This is a genomic window from Cupriavidus sp. C2SS-8b, from assembly GCF_057073745.1.
Map to the genome: position 1 here is coordinate 846,936 of NZ_CP172717.1, position 23,128 is coordinate 870,063.

General features: G+C 60.5%; 20 protein-coding genes and 1 pseudogene. 12 read left to right on the forward strand and 9 right to left on the reverse strand.

The features are described 5' to 3' along the window. Positions 1-1,124: 1,124 nt before the first annotated feature. Positions 1,125-2,483, forward strand: a complete 1,359-nt coding sequence (locus tag ACIGJB_RS20830; RefSeq protein ID WP_483734188.1) for a serine hydrolase domain-containing protein — start codon at positions 1,125-1,127, stop codon at positions 2,481-2,483. Positions 2,484-2,625: 142 nt separating this feature from the next. On the opposite strand, the gene ACIGJB_RS20835 is transcribed toward ACIGJB_RS20830, so the two are convergent. Then, the gene (locus ACIGJB_RS20835) at positions 2,626-3,456 is read right to left on the reverse strand and encodes a class I SAM-dependent methyltransferase (RefSeq protein ID WP_483734189.1); all 831 of its coding nucleotides are present in this window, start codon (positions 3,454-3,456) and stop codon (positions 2,626-2,628) included. 458 nt (positions 3,457-3,914) lie between these two features. On the opposite strand from ACIGJB_RS20835, the gene ACIGJB_RS20840 reads away from it, so the two are divergent. Together ACIGJB_RS20840 and ACIGJB_RS20845 are read left to right on the forward strand one after the other, a co-directional pair. Beyond that, a complete protein-coding gene (locus ACIGJB_RS20840) occupies positions 3,915-4,640 on the forward strand; it encodes an SDR family NAD(P)-dependent oxidoreductase (RefSeq protein WP_483734190.1) in 726 nt (241 codons plus the stop codon). A 174-nt stretch (positions 4,641-4,814) separates the two neighbouring features. After that, positions 4,815-5,831: an ABC transporter substrate-binding protein gene (locus tag ACIGJB_RS20845; protein WP_483734191.1), complete on the forward strand. Its 1,017-nt coding sequence runs from the start codon at positions 4,815-4,817 to the stop codon at positions 5,829-5,831. A 519-nt stretch (positions 5,832-6,350) separates the two neighbouring features. On the opposite strand, the gene ACIGJB_RS20850 is transcribed toward ACIGJB_RS20845, so the two are convergent. Continuing rightward, entirely contained in the window at positions 6,351-6,611 is a 261-nt protein-coding gene (locus ACIGJB_RS20850; protein ID WP_483734192.1) for a hypothetical protein, read from the reverse strand. A 489-nt stretch (positions 6,612-7,100) separates the two neighbouring features. Between ACIGJB_RS20850 and ACIGJB_RS20855 the strand changes: the two genes are divergently transcribed. From ACIGJB_RS20855 to ACIGJB_RS20885, 7 genes are all read left to right on the forward strand, one after another. After that, a complete protein-coding gene (locus ACIGJB_RS20855; RefSeq protein ID WP_483734193.1) occupies positions 7,101-8,093 on the forward strand; it encodes a tripartite tricarboxylate transporter substrate binding protein in 993 nt (330 codons plus the stop codon). Between the two features lie 33 nt (positions 8,094-8,126). Continuing rightward, positions 8,127-8,921 carry an enoyl-CoA hydratase/isomerase family protein gene (locus tag ACIGJB_RS20860; RefSeq protein ID WP_483734194.1) on the forward strand — a complete coding sequence of 265 codons (795 nt, stop codon included), beginning with the start codon at positions 8,127-8,129 and terminating at the stop codon, positions 8,919-8,921. A gap of 3 nt (positions 8,922-8,924) precedes the next feature. Next, positions 8,925-11,015 carry an acetate--CoA ligase family protein gene (locus ACIGJB_RS20865; protein ID WP_483734195.1) on the forward strand — a complete coding sequence of 697 codons (2,091 nt, stop codon included), beginning with the start codon at positions 8,925-8,927 and terminating at the stop codon, positions 11,013-11,015. Further along, entirely contained in the window at positions 10,990-11,865 is an 876-nt protein-coding gene (locus ACIGJB_RS20870) for an alpha/beta fold hydrolase (protein WP_483734196.1), read from the forward strand. The genes ACIGJB_RS20865 and ACIGJB_RS20870 overlap by 26 nt, the downstream gene beginning before the upstream one ends. Positions 11,866-11,867: 2 nt before the next feature. Continuing rightward, positions 11,868-13,202, forward strand: a complete 1,335-nt coding sequence (locus ACIGJB_RS20875) for an MmgE/PrpD family protein (RefSeq protein ID WP_483734197.1) — start codon at positions 11,868-11,870, stop codon at positions 13,200-13,202. Between the two features lie 73 nt (positions 13,203-13,275). After that, positions 13,276-14,079: an IclR family transcriptional regulator gene (locus ACIGJB_RS20880; protein WP_483734740.1), complete on the forward strand. Its 804-nt coding sequence runs from the start codon at positions 13,276-13,278 to the stop codon at positions 14,077-14,079. A gap of 127 nt (positions 14,080-14,206) precedes the next feature. Then, complete coding sequence (locus ACIGJB_RS20885; RefSeq protein ID WP_483734198.1) at positions 14,207-14,359, forward strand: hypothetical protein; 153 nt, start codon at positions 14,207-14,209, stop codon at positions 14,357-14,359. 183 nt (positions 14,360-14,542) lie between these two features. On the opposite strand, the gene ACIGJB_RS20890 is transcribed toward ACIGJB_RS20885, so the two are convergent. Continuing rightward, positions 14,543-14,803 (reverse strand): hypothetical protein, encoded by a 261-nt coding sequence (locus tag ACIGJB_RS20890; RefSeq protein WP_483734186.1) that lies wholly within the window; start codon positions 14,801-14,803, stop codon positions 14,543-14,545. Between the two features lie 39 nt (positions 14,804-14,842). After that, entirely contained in the window at positions 14,843-15,103 is a 261-nt protein-coding gene (locus ACIGJB_RS20895; RefSeq protein ID WP_483734199.1) for a hypothetical protein, read from the reverse strand. Between the two features lie 388 nt (positions 15,104-15,491). Between ACIGJB_RS20895 and ACIGJB_RS20900 the strand changes: the two genes are divergently transcribed. Beyond that, positions 15,492-16,190 carry a DUF899 family protein gene (locus ACIGJB_RS20900; protein WP_483734200.1) on the forward strand — a complete coding sequence of 233 codons (699 nt, stop codon included), beginning with the start codon at positions 15,492-15,494 and terminating at the stop codon, positions 16,188-16,190. Here ACIGJB_RS20900 and ACIGJB_RS20905 read toward each other — a convergent pair. Both ACIGJB_RS20905 and ACIGJB_RS20910 read right to left on the reverse strand, forming a co-directional pair. Next, positions 16,187-16,357 (reverse strand): annotated as a pseudogene (locus ACIGJB_RS20905) (N-acetyl-gamma-glutamyl-phosphate reductase); the annotation flags it as partial. The gene ACIGJB_RS20900 and the pseudogene ACIGJB_RS20905 overlap by 4 nt on opposite strands. Before the next feature lie 169 nt (positions 16,358-16,526). Beyond that, on the reverse strand, positions 16,527-17,408 hold the full coding sequence (locus tag ACIGJB_RS20910; protein WP_483734201.1) for a LysR substrate-binding domain-containing protein: 882 nt from the start codon (positions 17,406-17,408) through the stop codon (positions 16,527-16,529). A gap of 89 nt (positions 17,409-17,497) precedes the next feature. Between ACIGJB_RS20910 and ACIGJB_RS20915 the strand changes: the two genes are divergently transcribed. Continuing rightward, positions 17,498-18,265, forward strand: a complete 768-nt coding sequence (locus ACIGJB_RS20915) for a sulfite exporter TauE/SafE family protein (RefSeq protein WP_483734202.1) — start codon at positions 17,498-17,500, stop codon at positions 18,263-18,265. Between the two features lie 461 nt (positions 18,266-18,726). On the opposite strand, the gene ACIGJB_RS20920 is transcribed toward ACIGJB_RS20915, so the two are convergent. From ACIGJB_RS20920 to ACIGJB_RS20930, 3 genes are all read right to left on the reverse strand, one after another. Next, entirely contained in the window at positions 18,727-20,175 is a 1,449-nt protein-coding gene (locus ACIGJB_RS20920; RefSeq protein WP_483734741.1) for an IS1182 family transposase, read from the reverse strand. Between the two features lie 160 nt (positions 20,176-20,335). Then, positions 20,336-21,523, reverse strand: a complete 1,188-nt coding sequence (locus tag ACIGJB_RS20925) for an adenylate/guanylate cyclase domain-containing protein (RefSeq protein ID WP_483734203.1) — start codon at positions 21,521-21,523, stop codon at positions 20,336-20,338. Beyond that, on the reverse strand, positions 21,520-23,106 hold the full coding sequence (locus ACIGJB_RS20930) for an ATP-binding response regulator (protein ID WP_483734204.1): 1,587 nt from the start codon (positions 23,104-23,106) through the stop codon (positions 21,520-21,522). The genes ACIGJB_RS20925 and ACIGJB_RS20930 overlap by 4 nt, the downstream gene beginning before the upstream one ends. Between the last annotated feature and the right edge of the window lie 22 nt (positions 23,107-23,128).

The window sequence follows — 23,128 nt, forward strand, 5'->3', positions numbered from 1 at the left end:
GCTTTCGGTGGTGAGCATCAGATGTTGCGCTCGGAGGGGTATATGCATGGGGTGTGCCAGGGCGGGGCGCGGAGCGGCATTGCGCCTTCAAGGCATTGAAATAGAAAGAAAAATCGTGAATTTTGGTGCGAGAAGGGGGACGGCATGGTCAGCCTCGCTGTCCGCCCGGCACCGACACTGCAGTGCGAGCGTGTTCGCGGCGAGCCGACACCTGCGTGGCGTCCGCCGAATTGCGAGCTGATTTGCGGAACGATTTGCCCCGTGGCCGACATGAATAGGACAAGGCCGTGGAATGCGTCGTCGCAGCGATGGTCTCGCATTGACTGGGATGTTTCGGCTGGAAGGATGGCCCGTCGCTCAGCAAGTCTTCTGGATTCGTCGTCGTTCAATCGTGTAGTCAATCTCGTCGTCTCAAATGGAGTTTCCTCCTTCCCGGCAACCAGCACGGTGGTCGCAAACGCGCCAGGCGCGCTGGCCGGCACCCCGGGGGCGGTGGACTTCGCATACACGACAAACGCGGGGTCAAATGGTGCGGTCTCGCTCCTGCAGAACGGCGATGCCAGAACCATTTTGAACACGGATGGTTTCGCGGGGAATAATAATGGAGGAGCCGACGGGGGTGCTCTCGCTTGGGCCATCATGGATCCGGCTACCCTGACCCTCGCTCCGGGAACCTATAGCATCACGCTAACAGGGACCGTGAAAGGGAACACTGCACAAGCGGCACCCATTCCGTTTTCCGTCAGCCAAACGGTTCAAGTCATCGGCCAGAGCTGCGGTCCGCAGTAGCCACGGCTCTTTGATTTCCCCAGCCAGCATGAATTCAAGCGCGACAGGTGTCGCGCTTGAATTGTGGTCGGTAAGTGGTAGAAGCGTAACGGCCCAAACCACTTACGGGTCGGTTGAGGTTTCAGGCGGGTGCAATCTTTTAGGTGTATGAAAGGACCGCTTTGGCCCAACTACGGTAATTGAAACCAACTGACTCGAACGTCCGTAGCTGGCCGGGAAGGGATGTTGCTTCGCTGGCGGGGATTCCCATCGGTTATGACTTGATGCCCCTCTGATTCTTGTTAGGTAGGATCCTGGGTTTCATACTCCTGAGCACCCTTTGCACAGGAGTATGAATGGATCCCGCACCTCGCCACCGCGCACATTGGCAGCGCAAGTACCGGGCAGCAGTCACGATGGCGCTCCTCACTGTGACGGGCGGGGTCCAGGCACAGCCGCTGGAGCGCGGCCAAGGTAACGAACCGAAGGGGGCAGGCGTCATGCAGGGCTTTCCCCCGCCTCAGGCGATGCGGGTGAACAAGACCAACGCATTTGAGCCGCCGTATATGCGCTGGGCCTTCCGCCATGTCCGAGAAACGTCGCCGACAGCGGGAATCCGCCATGCTCCTACTCCGATGAATTTGCCGGAGCGGCCCGGAGAGAAGCTCGATGACGTGCAATTCGGCGTGGAAGGACGGCAAGTCAAATTGTCTGGTTATCTTAGGGACACCCACACCGACGGCTTCATCGTGCTGCACAAAGGCCAGATAGTTTTTGAGCGCTACCTGGAAGGCTTCGGGCCTGCGCAGCCACACATCTGGGCGTCAATGACCAAATCAGTCACCGGCCTGATGGCGGCCATGCTGATTGTCGAAGGCAGACTCGACCCCGAAGCAAAGTTGGCCACCTATGTGCCCGAGTTGACCGGCAATCCGTTCGGCGATGCCACGCTAGAAAAAAACCTCGACATGGAAGTGGCTGTCGCATATTCGCCGCAGCTTCCACCCGACCTGGGACTGTTCGGGGCAGTCGGAATTATTCCGCGCCGCGCCGGCACGCCAGACAACATTTACGATTTTCTAAAGACCGTTTCGGCCGACAAGGAGGCTGTTGCGGCGAACTACTGGTTCTATCAAAACGGCTCGCCGGAAGCGGTCGCGTGGGCAATGCGCCGAATTTCTGGCAAATCCTGGGCGGAACTGGCTCAGGAACGAATTTGGTCGAAGCTCGCCCAGGACGACGCCTACATCCAGGTCGATTCGCTCGGAACAGAAATGGCAAGCGGCGGCCTTAGCACAACGCTGCGCGATGCGGCCCGTTTTGCTGAGGCAGTCCGACGCGCACATGACGGCGATGCGAACGCAGGAATTTCTGTTCAAGCGGTCCGTGTCGCATTGCAGCCGCGCGGAAACCAGGCGGGGTTCGCCAAGGGCCGGCTCGCGGCTGGCAAGCCTGGATATGCATACGGTGACTACTGGTACCAGGTCAACGATGGCGACGGCTCCGTCGAGGCCGGCGGGCGGTTCGGGCAGAAGATCTACATCAATCCGAAAAAGGAGCTGACTGTGGTGAAATTTTCTTCGAGTCCCGATGCGGCACCTCGCAACGCTACCGCGGAAACAACCGGGAGCGTAGCGGCACACGGTCGACCGCTGGAATCGTCAGCGGCCTTCATCGCTGCAATACAGGCGATCTACGCGGCTATATCGCGCTAAACCATGGAGGACTTCCCGGACCAAACCTCCGTCGTTGGGTCACGACGGGCGGCTGGCCGAAACTGGCCGCAAGCGCTTAACGATCGGACGACGACTTCCTCAGTGGGGCTGCCATGAACCGAGTACCTGCTCCTACCCCTTTTCATTTCACTGAAATAATTTGCCAGAGTGAAATTCGCCCCTCTTCAAGGTTACGACCCTGGTTTTGCGCCATCGTCCGGAAGTCATCACCCATCAGCAAGTGGAATCCCAGGGCAGGAAAGCCTTCTCGGCGTATACGCTGAGCCAGATTTACAAACCAATCGCGCGCTTCTGCTGTCGTGTCCTTCCAGTCTGTAATGGTAAATCCAGCATCTTGAAGCAAATCGCGCAACTCATCTGGTGACACAAGAAAACTTGTGTCCGGCGTACGGGCCCATGGGACCGGGAACAGGACTGGCTCTGAAGCGCCGGCAAGGACATCATAGATTGCCAGCGTACCCCCTGGTCTCAGGACCCGGTAGATTTCGCTGTAAAACCGATGCTTGTCTGAAATATTCATTGCCACGTGCTCGGTCCAGACGACATCGAACTCATTGTCTTCGAATGGAAGATTCGTCGCGTCTCCCTGGCGATAGTCGACCAGTCCATCGAGGCCAACCTTTGCCGTAAGCATCGATGCAACCTGACAGTATTCATCCGTCAGGTCGATGCCCGTGACGCGGCAACCAAATTCCGTCGCCAGGCACCGCGAGGTCCCGCCAATACCACTGCCGATATCCAACACACGCTTTGTCGCACGTAAGTCTGCCGCCTTTGCGAGTTCCAGAGTCGCCGCGCGGCCGCGAATATGGAATTCATCGATTGGAGCCAACTCCTCAAGAGAGAGTTTCTCTATATCGGCTCCCGCTTTTTCCAGGGCGGCAAGAATGACGGTCGCCAAATCCGGCCGGCCATAATGGGCTTTTATGGCCTCGTTAACAGCATTCCGCATATTCTCTCTCTCCACGGCTCGGCGTCCTCATGCTGCCGAGCCCAGTCTGTCTCGGGCCACTTGAAACTTGAGAAAATGGCAGTCAGGGCGACGTTCTCCACGGATGTATAGATGAGTGATAACCACTTTACAACCTCGCTGAACTTTGCCCCGATGGTCGGCGGGTATGAAAATCAGAGTAGCGTCGCGGCACTATGGCTTCCCCGGCATCGAAGCAGACGATGCTGAACAAACGGAACCCCGATGTTGGCGGGCCGGCTTGCGGTCCCTTGTTGGTTGGTGCGAGGTCATTTGCGGTCATTTGTTAGCAAACGCACCGAGCGAATGCGATAGGGGTGGTTACGCTGAATACCTGTGGGGTGTACTAGATGGACTCGGCAAGATGACTGGCGCGACGTCGAGTGTCATCTCGAAGGGGCGTGTCTGGACGCGAATGAATAGGCGGCTCGGAGAATGCCATGTCCAATCGTTACGATTTGGCAGGAAAGACCGCGCTTGTGACTGGCGGTGCAAAAGGTCTTGGCCGCGCGATCGTTACGCAAATGATCGAAAGCGGGGCGAGCGTACACGCCTGGGATATCCTGCCATTCCAGATGGAAGGCGTCAGCACTGAAGTCGTCGATATCTCCGACGCTGGGCAGGTGGCGTTGGCGCTCGCGCGCCTGGTCGACGCAGGTTTTCGCTTCGACATTCTTGTCAACAATGCCGGCTACCTGGGTTCGATGCAGCCTTTCGAGACTCACGAGACCCGGCAATGGCACCGTATTATTGCCGTGAATCTCCTCGGGACCATGCACGTCTTACAGGCTATGCTGCCGCATATGTTGCGCTGGGGCGGGGGCCGCATCATTAATATGGGTTCGATGGCCGGCAAGGAGGGCTTGGCAGGATTGGCCGCATACTCCGCGGCCAGCGGTGGCGTGGTGGCGCTGACCAAGGCGATCGGTCGCGAGCTTATAGGGCGAAATATCTACGTGAATTGCGTGGCACCCAGCCCCTTTGATACGGACATGATCCATGCGCTCGGAAATGACCAAGTGGCGGCCATGGTCCGTGACAGCCCCGCCGGGCGTCTGGGCGATCCAGCCGAGGTGGCGCACCTGGTGGCATGGCTATGTTCCGACGCCAGTCGGTTCAACGCGGGAGCTATCTTCGACATGTCCGGTGGGCGTGCGAGATTCTAAGTTGGACTTCGACCTGAAAATGTTCATCGACCGATCGACTGGGCCGCGTTCGCTAACGCCCGAGTGTCGGCCTGTCTATCCATGCTTGCCGATTTGGTGGCGAACACAGGCCCATCGGTAGCCTGGGCGAGCAGAACGTCCTGGATCGAAGAATGGCAACAAAAGGAGATACGCATGGACAGACGCGCTATCCTCGCCGGTGCCGCAGCATCAGCCGCCGTGTTCCTTGCTGGCCACGGCGTGACGCAGGCACAGCAACTTCGGAAGCCTTTCCGGGTTGGTGCGCTGTTTAACGGGGCGGCCGTCGTCGATGGAAGGCCCCAGCCGGTGCTCGAAGGATTACGCCGTGGTCTGGCGCAACTCGGATACGTCGAAGGCGCCGATGTCATTTATGAGGCGCGCTTTGCCGAAGGGATGCTCGAACGCCTGCCCGAGCTAGCGATTGAACTGGTCGCCAAAGGTGTCGACGTTATAGCCACCTATGGTGGCCCAGCCACCAACGCGGCACGAAAGGCCACCGCGACGGTTCCGATCGTAGCCTCTATCGTTGCCGATCCGGTGGCGATTGGCGTCGCCGCGACGCTCGAAAGACCTGGCGGTAACATCACCGGGGCGACAAACAATGACCCCGAGCTTCCGTCGCGACAGTTGGACATCCTCAAGGCGCTCATCCCCGGACTCGAGCGCGTTGCCATCCTTAGCGACCCAGACATTCCGGGAGTTGATACCAACGGCTTGGCCCCCATCGAGCGGACCAATGTTGCCGCCGCGCGCACGGCTGGCATGGTCCCGCAAGTACTGAAAGTACGTGGGCCAAAGCCCGACCTGGAGGCTGCATTTGATGCCATGCAAAGTGATCGCGCCCAGGCGCTGATCGTGCTCGAAGTCCCCGCGCCGCTGGCGGCGCGCAAGGGCATTGCGGCATTGGCTACGAACCGTCGGCTGCCAACCATGTTCTGGGGGGGAGCCGAAGACTCGGGCGGGCTGTTCAGCTACGGCACAAGCGTCTCAGCGAACTTTCCGCGCTTGCCGGCCATCATTGATCGGATATTCAAGGGTGCGAAACCTGCGGACATGCCGTTCGAAGTCGTCTCACGTCGCGAACTCGCTATCAACCTCAGGACTGCTCGCGAGCTTGGATTGACAATTCCTCCCGATTTACTGAAGAGGGCTGACCGAGTCATCGAGTAACTGGTCGGCCGGATAGGCCGTTCGGAAAGGGACGAGCCAATTTCCTACTTCAGTCCTGAAACCCTGCGCGCAGCGCGGACGGATGCACTATCCATTCCTCGGCAACTGCGGTTGCTCAACCTGCTTGATCATGCCCACTCAGTCGTATGTGGCGCGGTGTGTGTCCTGACTCTGCTCGCTCAGAGCGATTGCAATGCGCAGGATGATGGGATCGTGGCGCTACGACCGACCAGCGCCGATGCCCTGAGAGGCCTGTGCCAGGCCGCCCTAGCGCTGCTGGCAGACAGAATCAGCGAAGTTGGCGATGGGATCGAAGCAGCAGCGGCGGCATAGTTGAATGTGGGGCAGGGGGTTCCCTATCCCTGCGCCTTCAGCAATTTCTTCAGCCCCAGAAATCGGTGATGACAAAAAGAATCGCCCATCAAAAGGGCGATCTTTGCAGCAGCTGAAGCCACGCGGAGCGCGGGTAGTGGCGGCAGAGCGGTGGGCGACCCCGCTCGCTCTGCCTCCTGTCGCCGCTCAGTGCTGCAGGGCCGCGACCATGCCGCCCAGGTTGTTGATGGTGTTCGTCACGCTCTTCATGTCGACATTGGTGCGGGTCGATGCATCGACCTGCGTAACCGGCGCGAAGATCGTGTTCGGGCTGGCGAACGAAACGCCACTGCCACCGGTAATGGCGTTCACGCCGGAATTCACGAAGACACTGCCGCCGCGCACGGTGCCCATCGTGGCATGGGCGAGGTCTTGTTCGAGGGGCAGGTTCTGGATGGTGAGGGACATGATCAAACTCCTGGGGTGTACTGGTCGGGCTTGGGTTGGTGAGCATCAGTTGTTGCGCTCGGAGGGATATACGCATGGGGTGTGCCAGGGCGTGGCGCGCGACGGCATTGCGCCATCAAGCCATTGAAATAAAAGGAAAAATCGCGATTTCTTGTGCGAGAAGGAGACGGCATGCCCGAATCCCGTTGTCTGCCCGGAACCGACACTGCATCGGGGCATGTTCGCGGCAGACCGACACCGGCGTGGCGACTGCCGATTCGCGGAGCCTTAGTGATTCAAACCGAACTCATTGACACCTGTCCATGCGAATGGAGGCAGGGCTAGCCCGGCGATTCAGCTTCAATGCTGCGTTGCACAATTCCACGCTATGGAATTGCGGGGATGTCCGATGTCCCGCTTGTCGCTAACCTGTTTCTAACCAGCGAACGCGATTGGATGAGAGAAGTACCAGCTCCGACGCGCTCAAGCATTCGTCAACAGGAGACAAGAATGAACCGGATCCGTGCGGCTTTCGTACGACGCATCGCACTTGCATTGATTCCGCTCGCCGTTGCAGCTGCGCCATCGGCCGCGTCGGCCGCATACCCCGACAAGCCGATTCGCCTGGTCGTTCCCTTTGCTCCGGGCGGAGGTACCGATCTGGTCGCCCGAGCCATGGGCATCACCATGGGGGAGGAACTTGGTCAACCGGTGATTGTTGATAACAAGCCGGGCGGCAGCACGATCATCGGCACCGATGCCGTCGCAAAAAGCGCCCCGGACGGCTACACCATGGTGATGGCCACGATGGCGCATGCTGTCAATCCGAGCCTTCACAAGAAGCTGCCTTTTGACACGGAAAAGGCATTTGCTCCGGTGATGCTTGTCGGTCGCTCGCCCAACGTGCTGGTGGTTCGCCCCGATAGCCCTATCAAGTCCTTACAGGATCTCATCGCGGCGGCCAAGGTGAAGCCCGGGAAGATCAACTACGCATCGCAAGGCGCAGGCACGTCAGCACACCTGGCTGGTGAACTCTTCAAGTCGCTGGCCAAGGTCGATATGAACCATATTCCGTACCGCGGCGCAGGTCCGGCAATTACCGATCTCCTTGGTGGCCAGGTAGACGTGATGTTCGCTACCGCAGCTGCCGTGGCGCCGCACCTTGAGAGCGGAAAGCTTCGGGCGATTGCTGTGACGACGGCGCAGCGCTCGCAAGCGGGCGGCCTCAGCAGGATTCCGACCATCGCAGAAAGCGGAGTCCCCGGGTATTCGGCCGACAGCTGGTATGGGCTCTTCGTGCCCGCTGGCACCCCGAAGGATGTTATCGCTCGTCTGAACGCTGCCGCCAGGAAGGCCGTGCGTACCGAAGCCTTTCGCAAGCGCGCAGAGCAGGAGGGCCTGACCGTCAGTGCAGGCACCCCCGAAGAACTCGGTCGATACGTTGCAGGCGAAAGTCAGCGTTGGAACAAGATCATCAAGGAAGCAAACATCACCGCTGACTAAGCTGCGGCGCTGTAACGAGAACAGGATTGAATCGTGGAAAACTATTCCCTTATCGAACTGAAGTGCGAGTCTGGCGTCGCGGTGATTGCCTTGAACCGTCCCGAGAAGCGCAATGCGATGAGCGATGACATGCGCACCGAGTTTATTGATGCGCTCGAGCGCATCACGGCAGACAAAACCATCCGTGCACTGGTGATTACCGGAAACGGCAAGGGATTCTGTGCCGGCGGCGACGTATCCGGTATGAAGCGCCGTATGGAAGCGCCGCAAGGCGAGGTTGGCTTCAACGGCTGGAGCCGTCAGCAGCGTGTGCATTACACCCAGAAGCTGCTGCACACCATGCCGAAGCCGACTATCGCTGCTGTCAACGGGGCTGCTGCCGGGCTTGGCGCTGACACCGCTCTTTGCTGCGACTTCGTCATGGCATCGGAACATGCATCGTTCTCCTGGTCGTACATCCATCGCGGCCTGATTCCGGACGGCGGCGGTATGTACTTTCTCCCGCGTCGCGTTGGCCTGGCGAAAGCAAAGGAACTGGTGTTCACAGGTCGAAAGGTCGCGATTGAAGAGGCCAGGGAAATTGGGATTGTGGATCGTGTCAGCCAGGCCGACCGTCTGGTCGCGGAAGCGGTGGCCTGGGCGAAGGAACTGAGCGAAGGTTCCCCGACTGCGATTGCCCTGGGCAAGACCATCATGAATCAGTCATACGAATTGCCGGCGGACCAGATCTTCGCACAGGGCAGCCAGGCTCAAGGCATCTGCTACACCAGCGCCGAACACCGCGAGTCCGTGCTCGCTTTCCTGAACAAACTCGCTGACAAGGGTTGAGCCATGGATGCAATTCAACGCCTTGTGACGCCGCGTAGCGTCGCGGTAATCGGTGCTTCCGCTGACCCTGGAAAAACCGCTGGCCGTCCCGTGCAGTACCTGCGCAAGCATGGCTTCGCCGGCGCCATCTATCCGGTCAACCCAAAGGTCGCCGAGATTGACGGTTTGCGCTGCTACCCCGATGTGGCGTCGCTGCCGGAGGTGCCGGACGTCGGCATCGTGCTGCTCGGTGCCGAGCGGGCACACCTCGCGGTTCGTGACCTTGCTGCCAAGGGTGCGCGTGCAGCCATCGTGCTGGCAAGCGGGTATACCGAAACGGGCCCCGAGGGGGCGCGACGTCAAGCGGAGCTGATCGAAGCGGCGGGCGATATGCGTTTGCTGGGCCCGAACACAATCGGCTTGGTCAACCTGACCGACGGCATTCCGCTTTCGGCGAGTGGTGCCTTGGAGATGGACAAGTTCCCGGCCGGAAACATCGGAGTCGTGTCCCAGAGCGGCGGCATCCTGGGTGCTCTGCTGTCGCGCGCTGCAGCCCGCGGTATTGGTATGTCCAAGCTTGTTTCCACGAGCAATGAGGTGGACCTCGAGCTGGCAGATTTCATCGATTACCTCGCGGATGACGAAGCCACCAAGGTCATCGCGCTTTACGTCGAGAGCATCCGAAATCCGGACGCATTCAGGCGCGCTGCGCTAAAGGCCGCTCGCGCGGGAAAGCCAGTGGTGGCGTTCAAAATCGGACGGTCGGAGAGCGGGGCGCGCGCGGCTGTGTCGCACACCGGCGCGCTTGCGGGCGCAGACCGAATGTACGATGCCCTGTTTGACCAGGTCGGCGTGATTCGCGCCCAGACCTTTGCCGATCTGCTGGATATTCCGGCAGCACTTTCCTCAGGCCGGAAACTGGCGGGTAAGCGGATCGCAATTCTCACGTCTACGGGCGGGGCGGGTACGCTGGTCTCGGACAGCCTGGGCGTGGCGGGATTCGAAACGCCGGCTCCGGACGAGGAAACCGCGGCAAAGCTGCGCGCGCTGCAAAAGGGTGACCATGCGGCGTTGGACCGTAATCCGATTGACGTGACGCTGGCCGGCCTGCAGCCCGACCTCCTTCGCGCAGCAATTCGCATTCTGCTGGACAGCCCAAGCTATGACGCAGTAACGGTGATCGTTGGCTCGTCCAGTCTTGCCATGCCCGATTTGATGGCCAGCGCCATTCGTGATTGCCTCCCGACCAGCGCCAAGCCGGTGATCGCCTATGTCAGCCCGCACGCGCCCGAGGTGGCGTCGCTGCTCAATCGTTGCGCAGTGCCAGCGTTTTTCGCCCCGGAGGCATGCACGGTTGCTTTCCAGGCGATGCTGCGCGCGGGATCGTCTCGAATTGCAGAGGATTCGGATACGGCCGCCGCGTCCGTTCCAAATCTGCAAGACTTCGGCGCTGGATCGCTCGACGAAGCCGCCGCCAAGACGCTGTTCAGCACGTTCGGAGTGCCCGTGACACGGGAAACAGTCGTGACGACACCGGAGGAAGCTGTGGTGGCCGCAAAGCAGTTCGAAGGCGGGGTGGTTCTCAAGATTCTTTCTGGCGAAATCACCCACAAGAGCGATGTGGGCGGCGTTGCGGTGAATGTGGAGCCCTCCCGGATAGGGGCGTGTTTGACTCAAATGGGCGACCAGGTAGAGAAGGCGGTCGGCAAGCGGCCCACTCGCTTTCTCGTCCAGGAAATGGTGAGCGGGGGTGTCGAAGTCATTCTAGGCATGCATCGCGATCCCCTTGGTACCGGGATTCTCCTTGGTATGGGCGGGGTGACGGCCGAACTGTTCGAGGACACGACACTGCGTCTGCTTGCGCCGGGTCGCGGTTTGTCGAAGGCGGCCGCGTTTGAGATGATTCGCTCCTTGAAGACGGCGCCCTTGCTGGAGGGATATCGTGGCCGTCCGAAGGCGGATGTCGACGCACTGGCGGCCGCGATCGTAGCGTTCTCGGATATGGTGGCCTTGCTTGGGGATAACTTGCTTGAGGCTGAGATCAATCCGGTCTTCGTACTGCCCGAAGGTCGCGGCGTGGTGGCAGGCGATGCGGTCGCAGTCCTTGGTTCCTGAGGTCTTCGCTACCTCGGTGGACGGTTGCAAGGTCGTATGGCGGACCTTCGGTGAAGGGCCGCCCGCGATCCTTCTGCACGGCGGACATGGATCGTGGCGGCACTGGGCTCGCAATGTCGAGTCATTGTCCAGGGTGCGTCGGCTACTGGTTCCCGATATGCCGGGTTTCGGTGAATCCGATACGTCATCGTTCAAGGACATGGTCGGATTCGTTGGCCTGCTGGCGAAATCCATCCGCCAACTTCCCACTGGCGACGATGGCGTCGACCTGGTGGGCTTTTCCTTTGGAGGCCTTGCCGCGGCCTATCTTGCAAGCAGCGAAATCCCAGCCCTGGAAGTCACAAGCCTGGCGTTACTGGGCCCCGCTGGACACGGTGGTGCTCGCCGGCTGGCGAGCGAACTGATTGACTGGAGGCGTGCCGAAGGGCCCGAAGCGCTCGCTGATGCAATGCGGCACAACCTTGCTGCATTCATGATCGCTGACCAGGACAAGATTGACGACGAAGCGCTCGACATCCACACAACGGCGTGCCAATCCACCCGATTCCGTAGCAAGGCCATCTCCCGTGCGGGTGGGCTTCAGAAGGTCATCTCAAGCTTTGACGGGCCGCTTCTCATGGCTTGGGGAGAGGCCGATGTGACGGTTACTCCGGCGGAGATTCCAGAGATTGTCAGCGCCTCTCGAACCAGCGCCGATACCCGGGGCTCCTACAGTCAACCCCGAGTCTGTGTTGTCCCCGACGCAGGGCATTGGGTCCAGTATGAGGCCCACCAATTCGTGAACGAACGCTTGCTGCAGTTCTGGCAGGACACAGAACGTCGCCCGGCCATTGCCAGGCAAGGAGTCTGAACGTGTACGCAACAGAGGCCTTTGGCCAGTTCTATTCCACGGTCCAGTCAGCTCCGCTTCCCCCAGAACCTATCCACCATGCAAAGCGAGCCCTCGTGGATTGGCATGCTTCGGTGTATCCGGGAATTCACCATGAAGCCGTTGCAATCCTGGAGCGCGTGCTGGAAGAGGAACTGACGTCGGGAAGGGCCAGGCTGGCATCAGGGAGACCTGCGACGGCCAGGGCCGCGGCGCTCATCAATGGCGCTGCCGCACATGCTGCCGAAATCGATGATAGCTTCAAGGACGCGATGTATCACCCCGGCGCTCCAACGATTGCCGCGGCCATTGCGGCAGCCCAGGACGTCGGCGCAAGCGGCGAGACATTACTCAAGGGTATCGTCGTTGGCTACGAGATTTCTACGCGTATAGGTGTGGCACTTGGGCGCGGCCACTACAAATATTGGCACAACACCGCGACCGTTGGCGTGTTTGGCGCTGCTGCCGCGTCCGCCTTCATCTACGGGGCGACGGCTTCCCAGTTGGCTCATGCTCTTGCGACGGCCGCAACATTCTCCGCAGGTCTTCAGCAAGCCTTCAGGATGGATTCGATGTCGAAGCCGATGCATGTAGGTCGCGCGGCGGAGGGTGGCCTGCTTGCCGCGAAGTCTGCAGTCGCGGGAGCAACGGGATCGCTGGACGTCCTGGATGGTGCGGCCGGGTTTGGAAAAGCGATGTCCGACAATGCGGACTGGAGCGCAGTCGCTGCAACGCTCGGTAGCGATTTTCATATCTGCCGGATGACTTTCAAAAATCATATTGGTTGTGGACACACGTTCGCAGCAATTGACGGCGCACTGGCGTTGAAGGCCAGCGCCGGGATAGAGACCCGTAAGATCAAGCACATCCACGTCGCGACATACCGGCCGGCGCTCGATATTGCTTGTAATCTCGATCCAAAAACAGAGAACGAAGCGAAATTCAGCCTGAAGTACATTGTCGCCACAGCACTGGCCTTTGGCAGTGTGAGGCTCGCGGCTTACCAGCCAGACCGGTTGACCGATGAGGAAACCCGCAGACTAATGGCCTGCATGACCGTCGAGGTCGATCCAGAGATCGATGCAGCCTTCCCGGGGAAACGCGCTGCAATCATTCGAATTGAGACCGTCGACGGACAGGTTGTCGAGCAGTTCCAGCCGAATCGAAAAGGCGATCCCGAGGACCCCCTCACCGACAAGGACCTCGATGCGAAGTTGCTTGAACTCGCGTCTCCTGTGCTGGGGCGGTCAGCAGCCGAAAGGCTTGCGGCGAGACTTTGGCGTGTCGACCGTGATCTGACTGTTGATTTCTCCAGCTAAACGATAAAGTTACACATAAGGGGAGACAAGGGAAGGATCCAGTTTGAAAAGTCTCGATGAACTTCGAACCGCCATGCCCGGTACCATCAAAAATCCGGATCGTCTGAAGCCAGGGAAGGGCATGGCTACGCCTAATCGGTCATTGGAGCGCGGCATTGCGGTCCTGCGCGCGTTCCGTGCAGGGTCGTCCATGCTCGGTAATAGTGAAATCGCGGACCGAACCGGACTTTCGCGGTCGACCGTAAGCCGACTGACGCAGACGCTAGTTCAAGCGGGGATGCTGGAGTACGTACCTCGGTTTCGAGCCTATCGGCTGGGCGTTCCTGTCTTGAGCATGGCGCATGCCATGAGTGAAGGTTCGAGCGTTCTGAAGATTGCGACTCCGCTCATGACGGAAGTCGCTATGCGTTACAAGATTAACGTCGGCCTGGCCGTGGCGGATGAGGGCGACATGGTGTACCTGGAGTCTTTTCGCTACAGCCGTCGGCAATCTTTGCGGACCATCGTTCGCGGTCTCCGTATTCCGATGGCGCTAACGTCGTTGGGGCGAGCCTACCTGGCAACACTGCCAGCAGAATGCCTTGACCGTACGATGAGCGAGATGGCTGGGCGGCATCCTGGACGTGCATGGTTGGCCATTCGCAAGGAAATCAAACTGGCGATCCAGTCGGTGCGGGAGAAGGGCTACTGCGTAGCGTCCTGGCAGCCTCAGGTGGTTGCGGTTGCGACACCAATGCAACTTGAGGGCTACGGTACGTATATCCTCAACGCCAGCGTATCGACACAGCAGGAGATTGCAGAGGTCTCAGCCGCTCTTGCCAAGCCGCTACTCGCGCTCGCGGCGGCGATTCAAGACGAGGTCAGTCGTATCGATTGACGAGTAGGCGGGGCGTCAAATGGCCTCTTGCTTTCCTTGCTCGCTTGTGACCTGTGCGAGCCGTCGCGCGAAGCGGTTAACGTCCCGCCGCCACCAGCGCCTCCATAAACCGTCAGTCATCACGCGCATGGTGGTCCGGGTGCGCTCGATCTCGTTACGCTGCTGTCCCAGCGCGTTGCGGCCCCAGGCGACGGATGGCGCCCAGGCCGCGCAGTGGCTGGCTGCGGGCAGCAAGCGCTGGGGTGAGCTGATCCGCAAGCTGGGCGTATCGCTGGAGTGAACGGCCTGGGGTCGGGATATCGGGGCAGGGGCGGTGGTGGCTAGACTTCCGGGGAATCCTGCGAAGAACAAGGACCGTCCATGACAGGACGGTCCTTCAAGACGGGCCCGGCGCCAGGCGCCCGGCCAGCCTGAAACGGAGCGCGCGGACTGGCGCCGGCGGCTCCGTCCCCTGCGGCGCGGCTCAGTGCTGCAAGGCCGCGACCACGCCCCCCACGTTATTGATCGTGTTGGTCACGGTCTTCATGTCGACGCTGGTGCGGGTCGAGGCGTCGGCCTGCGTGACCGGCGCGAAGATCGTGTTCGGGCTGGCGAACGAGACGCCAGCGCCGTTGGTGATGGCGTTGATGCCGGAGTTCACGAAGACGCTGCCGCCGCGTACGGCGCCCATCTTGGCGTGGTCGAGGTCTTGTTCGAGCGGCAGGTTCTGGATGGTCAAGGACATGATGGTCTCCTGGGAAGGTGGCGTGGATTGGGTGCGGGATCAGTGCTGCAGCGCCTGGACGATGCCGCCGACGTTGTTGAGCATGTTGTTGACGGTCTTCATGTCGACGCTGGTGCGGGTCGACGCATCGACTTGCGTGACCGGCGCGACGATCGTGTTCGGGCTGGCGAACGAGACGCCCGAGCCGCCGGTGATGGCATTGATGGCGGAATTGACGAAGACGCTGCCGCCGCGCACGGCGCCCATCCTGGCGTGGTCGAGGTCTTGTTCGAGGGGCAGGTTCTGGATGGTGAGGGACATGATTAACTCCTTGATGGTCTGGCTTGGCTTTCGGTGGTGAGCATCAGATGTTGCGCTCGGAGAGATATATGCATGGGGTGTGCCAGGGCGCGGTGCGCAACGGCATTGCGCCTTCAAGGCATTGAAATAGAAAGAAAAATCGTGAATTTTGGTGCGAGAAGGGGGACGGCATGGTCAGCCTCGCTGTCTGCCTGGCACCGACACTGCAGGGCGAGCGTGTTCGCGTCAGGCCGACACCCGCAGTGGCCTGTGCCGAATCGCGAGCCGATTCGCGGAACGATTTGCCCGCGGCCGACACGAATCAGGACAAGGCCGTGGAATGCGTTGTCACTGCCGGGAGCGATGGTCTCGCATTGACTGACATGTTTCGGCAGGAAGGAGGGCTCACATGCATGCAAAGACAGAACTGGTTCCCGCAATCGAACTCGCGCAACGGAACCCCGTCCGCTTGCCCAACGAAAGCGCCGAGTACCGCCAGGCGCGCAATGCGTTGCTCGCGGAAGAGATTGAATTGCGTCGTCACATTGAACGCGTGGCCGCGCTGCGGCGCCGGCTGCCACCCGGTGGGGAGGTGACGAAACGCTATACGTTCCAGGGCGAGAACGGTCCGGTTACGCTTGCCGACCTGTTCGGCGACAAGGACACGCTGATCATCTACAGCTACATGTTCGGGCCGCAGCGCGAGAAACCGTGTCCCATGTGCACGTCGATCATGGCATCGTGGGATCACAAGGTGCCGGATATCGAGCAGCGCGTCGCGCTGGCCATGGTGGCCCGCTCGCCGATCGACCGGCTGGTGGCCGCCAAACGGGCGCGCGGCTGGACGAAACTGCGGGTGTATGCGGACACCGACGGGGATTTCACGCGCGACTATGTCAGTCCCGATGATGCCGACATGCCGGCCTACACGGTCTTCACGCGCCGGGACGGCAAGGTCCGGCATTTCTGGAGCGGTGAGCTGTTTGGCATCCCGCCGGACCCCGGGCAGGATCCCCGCGGTGCACCGGATCTTGATCCGTTGAGGAGCCTGCTGGACACGACGCCGGAAGGGCGGGGCAAAGACTGGTATCCGAAGCTGGAGTACTAGGGCGTGCCGGCCAGCATGAGGTCGAGGTTCTGCACGGCCGCCCCCCAGCACCCTTGCCGAGGTTGTCGAATACCGCTGCCAGCAGCACTTGTTCGTGCTCGCGGTTGCCGAATACGCCCCAGGTGCACGTGATTGCCGCCGTTCAGCGCCTGCGGATCGAAATGGGTGACATCGCACAACCCCACGTAGACGGCAGCATCGACCACCCGGCGGCGGGTCCGATACACATGCTTTCGGGCGAAAAGCCGCGTTTGAACTCGTGCAGCGAGTCGCTAACCGTGCAGCGGCCGTTCAACGAAAGCGATACACAGGTTGGAACCTCGCGCGGAAGGACGTCTACGGCGCGTGCTGCAGCAGTTGCTGCGCAAGCAGGTCGGCGTGCGGGGTCAGTGTGGAAAAGTCGCGTGCACAAAGGTAGAGCCGCCGTGTGGCCCAGGCTTCCGACAGCGGCAGGATGGCCAAGTCACCGCGAAGTGTCCTGGCCAACCCCTCGGAGAGGATCGAAATGCCGATGCCAGCTTCGACGTGCATGGCCACATGTTCGGCGTTGCGCAACTGAATGCGGTAGTCAAGCTGGCGGCCCAGGCGCGATGCACGTTCCGCGAGATGCGTTTCGAGCGCGGTGTCCGCCATGCCCACGATTGGCTCGCCAAGGAGATCGGCAAAGGCCACGTTCGATTGCCGGGCCACGCGATGCGAATGGCTGGCGACTACGACAAGCTGGTCACTGGCAATCAGGTGTGTCTGCAGCATGCCAAGATCCGTGATGTCAGCGACGATACCCAGATCGGCGCGCCTGTCCGCCAGGGCCTGAACGATGTCTGCACTGGGCCGCTCTTCCAAGTCGATTGACAGGTCGGGATGAACCGCCAGAAATTGGCAAAGCTGCGGAGGCAGGAACCCTGCCATGGCGGCGGTGTTGGACAGCAACCTGATGCGGCCTTTCAGGCCCGTTGCGTAGCTTCGCAGTTCACCCCGCATCTGTTCGACCTGGCCCAGGATTGAACGGGCATGCCGGACCAACGCCTCGCCCGCAGCAGTGGCACGCACGCCACGACGGTTACGGTCCAGTAATGACGCACCCAATGCCGCTTCCATGCCAGCAATGCGCTCACTGACCGATGCTAGCGCCAGATGTATCGTGCGAGCACCTTCTGTCAGGCTGCCGCATTCCACTACGGTCAGAAATAGTCGCAGATCGGTCAGGTCAAAACGCATCACCAGGTTTCCTGCTTTCGGAATTTCCAAAGTCTAGCACCGGAATAGCCAGATTGTGAGAACGCGGCCCGGTGACTAACATCGTTTCTATGGACACGATGATTTTGGTTTTTTCCGCTGGAATGGTAGCGGGTGCGATGAATGCGCTGGCCGGGGGCGGATCGTTCGTCAGTTTGCCGGCGCTCATCGCGGCGGGCGTGCCTCCGGTTCAGGCGAATACTTCCAGTACGGTCGCGCTGTTTCCCGGTGGCCTAGCCAGCGCATGGGCATATCGCGACGGGCTGCGGCCGGTCGGCGCTGTATCCCTGCGTACGCTGCTGGCGACGACGCTGTGCGGCGGCTTGGTCGGAGCGCTGCTATTGCTGCGCACGTCATCGGCGGCGTTTACGTTCGTGCTGCCGTGGCTGCTGCTGGTTGCATCCATTGCGCTCGCGTTCGGGCGACGCATTGGCGAGGCATTGCGCGCACGCTGGCACATTCACGCGCACGCGGTATTGGTCGTCCAGTTCGCTCTTGGCATCTATGGCGGCTACTTTGGCGGCGCGGTCGGGATCATGATGATTGCGATGTGGGGGCTGCTCGAAAGCACCGACCTGAAGCACCTCAACGCGCCGCGTACGCTGCTGGTCAGTGCGGCCAATGTGGTGGCGGTACTCGCTTTCATCGTGGCCAACGCGGTGCGCTGGCCTGAAACGCTGGTCATGCTGGTGGGCGCAATCATCGGTGGACTTGGTGGCGCGCACATCGGGCGACGCGCGCCACCGGGCATCATCCGCGCCATCACGCTGCTTGCCACCTCCTGCATCACGCTGGCGTTTTTCGTGAAAACGTACGCGCCCACGCTGCTGCATCGCTGATTCCGTGTGAGGAAACCATGCTCGACCCCTTGTTGTTAACGATCGGAACACTGGGTATCCTGGCCAGTCTCGCCGCAAAGTTCGGCAAGTCGTCTGCCCACGCTATGGCGTGCGACGCCGCTGGTGGGGATCGTCTACGCGCTCCTGTTTCGGTATTCCCTTCCATGCCTGGCAGTCGCCCTCCCATCGAATGCGAAGGTGAGCACGGGAAGCGCCATGATTGCAAGGACGAGTAGGCGATGGCTCGAGGTGACCTCGTGCGGTAACCCGAGTGTTGGCCTTGAAGCCTTACCCAAGTCGCACGAGCGTCCGCATATGGCCGAGGCTGTGTAGAAACAGCCGGCACGGCAAGTCGGAAGGGTTAGCGTGATGCCGCAGGTGCAAGTTGTCGCTGCGTCAATTGGACGTGGAATCGGTCCGTGATTGGTACGCGCCAGTTTTTTTTGACCTGGTGCGGCAACTCAGGCGCCGCACAGCTTCATGGCACGCATCATCTTTGCGAATCCCAGTATTCTGATGACTCGCTTGAGATTGTAGGCGAGCACCTGCAAGCTCATTTCGGTTGATACGTTGTCCAGCCTGCGTGTCAGGAAGTGCGTCGAGCCCATCCAGTGCTTGAGCGTCCCGAATACATGTTCGACCGTTCGGCGTCTCAGTGTCATAGCATCCGGCATGCGATCCAGTCGACGCTGCATCGCTTCGAGTACCACTTCGTGTTCCCATCGGCGGATGCGTCGGTAATCCGCCGGCGTACATTGGTCCTTAATGGGGCAGTGCGGGCACTCACTGCTCCAGTAGGTTCGCAGCGTCAACCCGCCGCGCTCGATCGAGCTGTATCGGTAGATCGCGCGCTGGCCGGCAGGGCATTGGTACTCGTCATCTCTAGCGATATAGATGAAGTCGGCTCTATCAAAGCGGCCATCGGCCTTTGCGCTTGAGGTAGTCGATTTTGGCACGAACGCAGCAATGCCAGCGTCCTCGCATGATTTGATCTCAGGGGCATTAAAGTAACCGCGGTCCGCCATTGCCTTAATCTTCTTTTTTCCCATGGCGTCGCGGGCAGCCCGAGCCATTTTGCTCAACTGAGCTCGGTCACTGCCGACGTTCGTGACCTCGTGGGCGACGATCAGATGATGTTTGGCGTCGACGGCAACCTGAACGTTGTATCCCACTACGCCCGTCCCCTTGGCCTGCGAGATCATCGAGCGCGCATCGGAGTCGGTCAGCGAGATTTGCTTGTCTGGCACGCGTTGTAGGGATTCTGCAGTGCAATCCAGATTTCGCATCTGCTCACGCAATTTTTCAATCTTCTCTCGCAACCTCTCTGTCTTTGCTTCGACCTCGACAGGTTGCGTGCGGTCCGCCGTCTCTAACGCGTCCAGGTAGCGCTGTATGCTTTGCTCGATCTGCTGCTGGCGCTTCTCGATCTTGTTCGGCGTGAAGTTACGATCGCGGCTGTTGACTGCCTTGAACTTGCTGCTATCGACGGCCACAACGGCTTGGGTGAATAGTTTCAGGTCGCGGCAGAGCGTCACGAAGCGTCGACATACGTTGCGAATGCCCGCACCGTTGACGCGCCTGAAGTCTGCAATGGTCTTGAAGTCCGGGCCGAGCCGACCGGTCAGCCACATCAACTCGACATTTCGCTGGCATTCGCGCTCCAGGCGACGACTCGACTGCACTCGATTGAGATAGCCGTAGATGTAGATCTTCAGCAGTACAGATGGATGGTAAGACGGCCTACCGGTAGTTGCTGGAGTCGCACCTTCGAAACCGAGGGCAGTCAGATCGAGTTCCTCTACAAATGCGTCGATCACGCGCACCGGGTTATCCTCGACGACAAAGTCATCGAGACATTCCGGTAGCAATGTCACTTGCTTACGATCCTCGCCTTCGATATAGCGCTTCATCATTGCCCCCGTCGCCAAACGTTGATCTAGTCTAGGCAATCAAAGCGTTTTCACACAGCCTCGGCCGGACTCGGCCATCGGCTCATCGGTTTTCTCCGGAAATCTGTGATGGATAAAAAAATCGCCCATCAACTTTAGTGGCGCCGCGGCCAGCATGCGATTACCGGGAGGCGTCAGGGGTTCGTCCGGCGACAAGCCACGTACGTAGCTCGCCGATGCCCTTCGCGTTAATGGGCCCGCGCGCTTCCAGCAGGAACGGATTTCCAAGCCGTTGCCGAGTGGCATCCGTTATCTGAACCCGGCCGGCAATACCGTGGGACTCCATCCGGCTCGCAATATTGACGGTTTCGCCCCACAGGTCATAGATGAATTTCCGTCGACCGATGACACCGGCAACGACCGCGCCGCTGTGGATGCCAACCCGCAGTTGCAAGCCGTAGCCGCATCGCTCGTTGAACCGGCGCAGGAATTCCATCATGTCCAGTGCCATATGAGCGGCCCTGGCTGCGTGGTCGGCAGCAGGAACGGGCAGGCCAGCGGCTGCCATATAGGCGTCGCCGATCGTTTTGATCTTTTCGAGCCCGCGGTCGTCGGCGATATCGTCAAAGTGAGCAAAAATCTCGTTGAGTACCGCCACCAGTCCTTCGGGGCTCAGACCGGGAGAGAAGCGGGTGAACTGGACAAGGTCGGCAAACAGCACCGAGACTTCGTCGAACCTGTCGGCGATGATTTCCGGTGGGCCGGCTGCGATGAGATCGGTTCGCAGCTTCAGGCGTTCGGCGATGGGCGATGGCAGCACGTTGAGGAGCAGCCGTTCCGTGACCTGTTGCTCGCGAACGAGCTTTTCGTAGAGGCCCCTGAGTTCATCACTCTGGCGAACGATCGTTTCCCGGCTCGCTTCCAGTTCACATACCTTGCGCTCGAGTTCCTTGCCATGCTGCAAGGACTCCCTGTGCAGCAGCCGCACCTCCAGCATGTTCTGAACTCGCATCAGTACCTCGCCGAGATCGAACGGCTTGCTGATGAAGTCCTTTGCGCCAGCCCGCAGTGCCCGCAGATTGTGAGCGGGCTGGGCGGTGATGACGATTACCGGAAGGTAGTTGTTCGGCTGGATGGCCTTGAGATGCTCCATGACCTCGAACCCGTCCATGCCAGGCATCTGGAGATCCAGCACGATCAGGTCATAGTGATTCCTGCTGTGAAGCTCGCTGACCGTGCGTGGATCGGTGGTTGACTCGACACAAGTGTAGCCCGCCGCGCGCAGCATCCTTTCGAGCAGCAGGACGTTGGCCTCCAGATCGTCAACGACCAGGATTCTCGCCGCCAGGATGTCCGTTGTCTGGATCATGGCAAGTCTGTTCGAGGCCGTTCGAGCGCCGCATCCAGTGCGTCCGTGAACTCCTGGATCCTGATTGGCTTGGTCAGGTACCGGAAGAATCCTGCCTTCATGCCCCGTTCGATGTCGCGCGGCATCGCGTTGGCACTGAGGGCGATGACCGGAATATGCATCGTCTGCGGGTCGTCGCGCAGGCGCCGCAGCGCTTCGATGCCGTTGATGTCGGGCAGATGGATGTCCATCACGATCACCTCAGGCAGAGCCGTGCGCGCGAGCTCGACGCCGAGTGTCCCTGTAGCCGCGGACAGCAAATGCACATCTACCCGGCGAGCGACTAGTTGCTCAAGGAGCTTGAGGTTGGCGGGGTTGTCTTCCACATACAGCAGGGTGTGCACCGTGGACGGGGCTTCGATTGACGACCGAACGGGCGCGGCCGTTTCCGCGTGCTCGTCAGCCATTGCCGGTGGGGCGGCAGCGGGCAGTTCAACCCGGAACACGCTGCCCACGCCGGGCGTGCTTTCGACGTCGATGGTGCCTCCCATCAGCTCGGCCAGCCGCCTGGCCACTACGAGGCCGATCCCGGTGCCCTCCACGGAGCTCGCCTCATGCCCCAGGCGGTTGAACGGCTGGAATAGCTGGGCCAGCCGCTCCGGTGTCAAGCCTGCGCCTGTGTCATGGACGCTGACGCTTACGCGATGGTCGGTGGTCGCCACCTGCACATCGACTAGGCCCTGGTCCCGGTTGTACTTGATAGCGTTGGAAAGCAGGTTGAGCAGGATCTGCTTCAGGCGGGTCCGGTCGGCACGGACGAAGCAGGCTGGTTCGGCTGCAGGAAACCGCATGCGGATCGTGCGCTTCAGTGCCTGCTGCTCAAGCATTGCCTGGCACTCGTGCAAGGTGTCGATAACCGATACCGGCTCCGGGGAAAGCGACGCGTGACCGGCTTCTATCCTGGCCAGGTCGAGAACCTCGTTGATGAGCTCCAGCAAATGCCAGCCCGCTTTCAGGATCTGGTCGATGCTGGACTGCTGAGACGCAGTCGGAGGCGGAGATTCGGAGGCCATCAGCTGCGCGAAGCCAAGGATGGCGTTCAGGGGATTGCGCAACTCATGGCTCATGCTGGATAGAAACTCCGACTTCGCATGGTTGGCACCTTCAGCAGCGGCCTGGGCCTGCTTCAGCGCTTCGATGTCGGTGCTGGATGCCATCCACTTTACGATCTTTCCGTCAGCATCCTTCAGTGGCGACCCGCGTTCGAGGTGCCAGCGGTAGGCGCCGTCGCATGCCCGTTTCAGGCGATATTCGATTTCGTACTCGCAGCCTCTCGCCACTGCGTCTTCCCAATGGACGATATTGCGTGCGAAATCCTCGGGGTGGATGGCCGATCTCCAGGCGCCGGCCTGGGTTTGCTCAAGACTGAGGCCGGTGTAGCTGGTCCACCGACGGTTGCAGTAATCGATGTGTCCCTGCGCATCACCGGTCATGACCATGTGCGGGATGCCGTCGGCGATCAGCCTGAAGTGCTGCTCGCCCTGCGTGAAGTCGAGCGTGGAAGGACCATCCTCTCCCGCTCCGTCATGAGTCTGCCTGCGCATGCTCTGCCCCCGCAGTCGGCGG

Excerpts from the sequence above, each read along its gene's own strand:
- ACIGJB_RS20850 (WP_483734192.1), bottom strand. The coding sequence starts at position 6,611 with ATGTCCCTCACCATCCAGAACCTGCCCCTCGAACAAGACCTCGCCCAT.
- ACIGJB_RS20900 (WP_483734200.1), top strand. The coding sequence starts at position 15,492 with ATGCATGCAAAGACAGAACTGGTTCCCGCAATCGAACTCGCGCAACGG.
- ACIGJB_RS20920 (WP_483734741.1), bottom strand. The coding sequence starts at position 20,175 with ATGAAGCGCTATATCGAAGGCGAGGATCGTAAGCAAGTGACATTGCTA.
- ACIGJB_RS20925 (WP_483734203.1), bottom strand. The coding sequence starts at position 21,523 with ATGATCCAGACAACGGACATCCTGGCGGCGAGAATCCTGGTCGTTGAC.
- ACIGJB_RS20865 (WP_483734195.1), top strand. The coding sequence starts at position 8,925 with ATGGATGCAATTCAACGCCTTGTGACGCCGCGTAGCGTCGCGGTAATC.
- ACIGJB_RS20845 (WP_483734191.1), top strand. The coding sequence starts at position 4,815 with ATGGACAGACGCGCTATCCTCGCCGGTGCCGCAGCATCAGCCGCCGTG.
- ACIGJB_RS20915 (WP_483734202.1), top strand. The coding sequence starts at position 17,498 with ATGGACACGATGATTTTGGTTTTTTCCGCTGGAATGGTAGCGGGTGCG.
- ACIGJB_RS20895 (WP_483734199.1), bottom strand. The coding sequence starts at position 15,103 with ATGTCCCTCACCATCCAGAACCTGCCCCTCGAACAAGACCTCGACCAC.
- ACIGJB_RS20855 (WP_483734193.1), top strand. The coding sequence starts at position 7,101 with ATGAACCGGATCCGTGCGGCTTTCGTACGACGCATCGCACTTGCATTG.
- ACIGJB_RS20880 (WP_483734740.1), top strand. The coding sequence starts at position 13,276 with ATGCCCGGTACCATCAAAAATCCGGATCGTCTGAAGCCAGGGAAGGGC.
- ACIGJB_RS20885 (WP_483734198.1), top strand. The coding sequence starts at position 14,207 with ATGGTGGTCCGGGTGCGCTCGATCTCGTTACGCTGCTGTCCCAGCGCG.
- ACIGJB_RS20930 (WP_483734204.1), bottom strand. The coding sequence starts at position 23,106 with ATGCGCAGGCAGACTCATGACGGAGCGGGAGAGGATGGTCCTTCCACG.
- ACIGJB_RS20890 (WP_483734186.1), bottom strand. The coding sequence starts at position 14,803 with ATGTCCTTGACCATCCAGAACCTGCCGCTCGAACAAGACCTCGACCAC.
- ACIGJB_RS20835 (WP_483734189.1), bottom strand. The coding sequence starts at position 3,456 with ATGCGGAATGCTGTTAACGAGGCCATAAAAGCCCATTATGGCCGGCCG.
- ACIGJB_RS20830 (WP_483734188.1), top strand. The coding sequence starts at position 1,125 with ATGGATCCCGCACCTCGCCACCGCGCACATTGGCAGCGCAAGTACCGG.
- ACIGJB_RS20840 (WP_483734190.1), top strand. The coding sequence starts at position 3,915 with ATGTCCAATCGTTACGATTTGGCAGGAAAGACCGCGCTTGTGACTGGC.
- ACIGJB_RS20870 (WP_483734196.1), top strand. The coding sequence starts at position 10,990 with ATGCGGTCGCAGTCCTTGGTTCCTGAGGTCTTCGCTACCTCGGTGGAC.
- ACIGJB_RS20910 (WP_483734201.1), bottom strand. The coding sequence starts at position 17,408 with ATGCGTTTTGACCTGACCGATCTGCGACTATTTCTGACCGTAGTGGAA.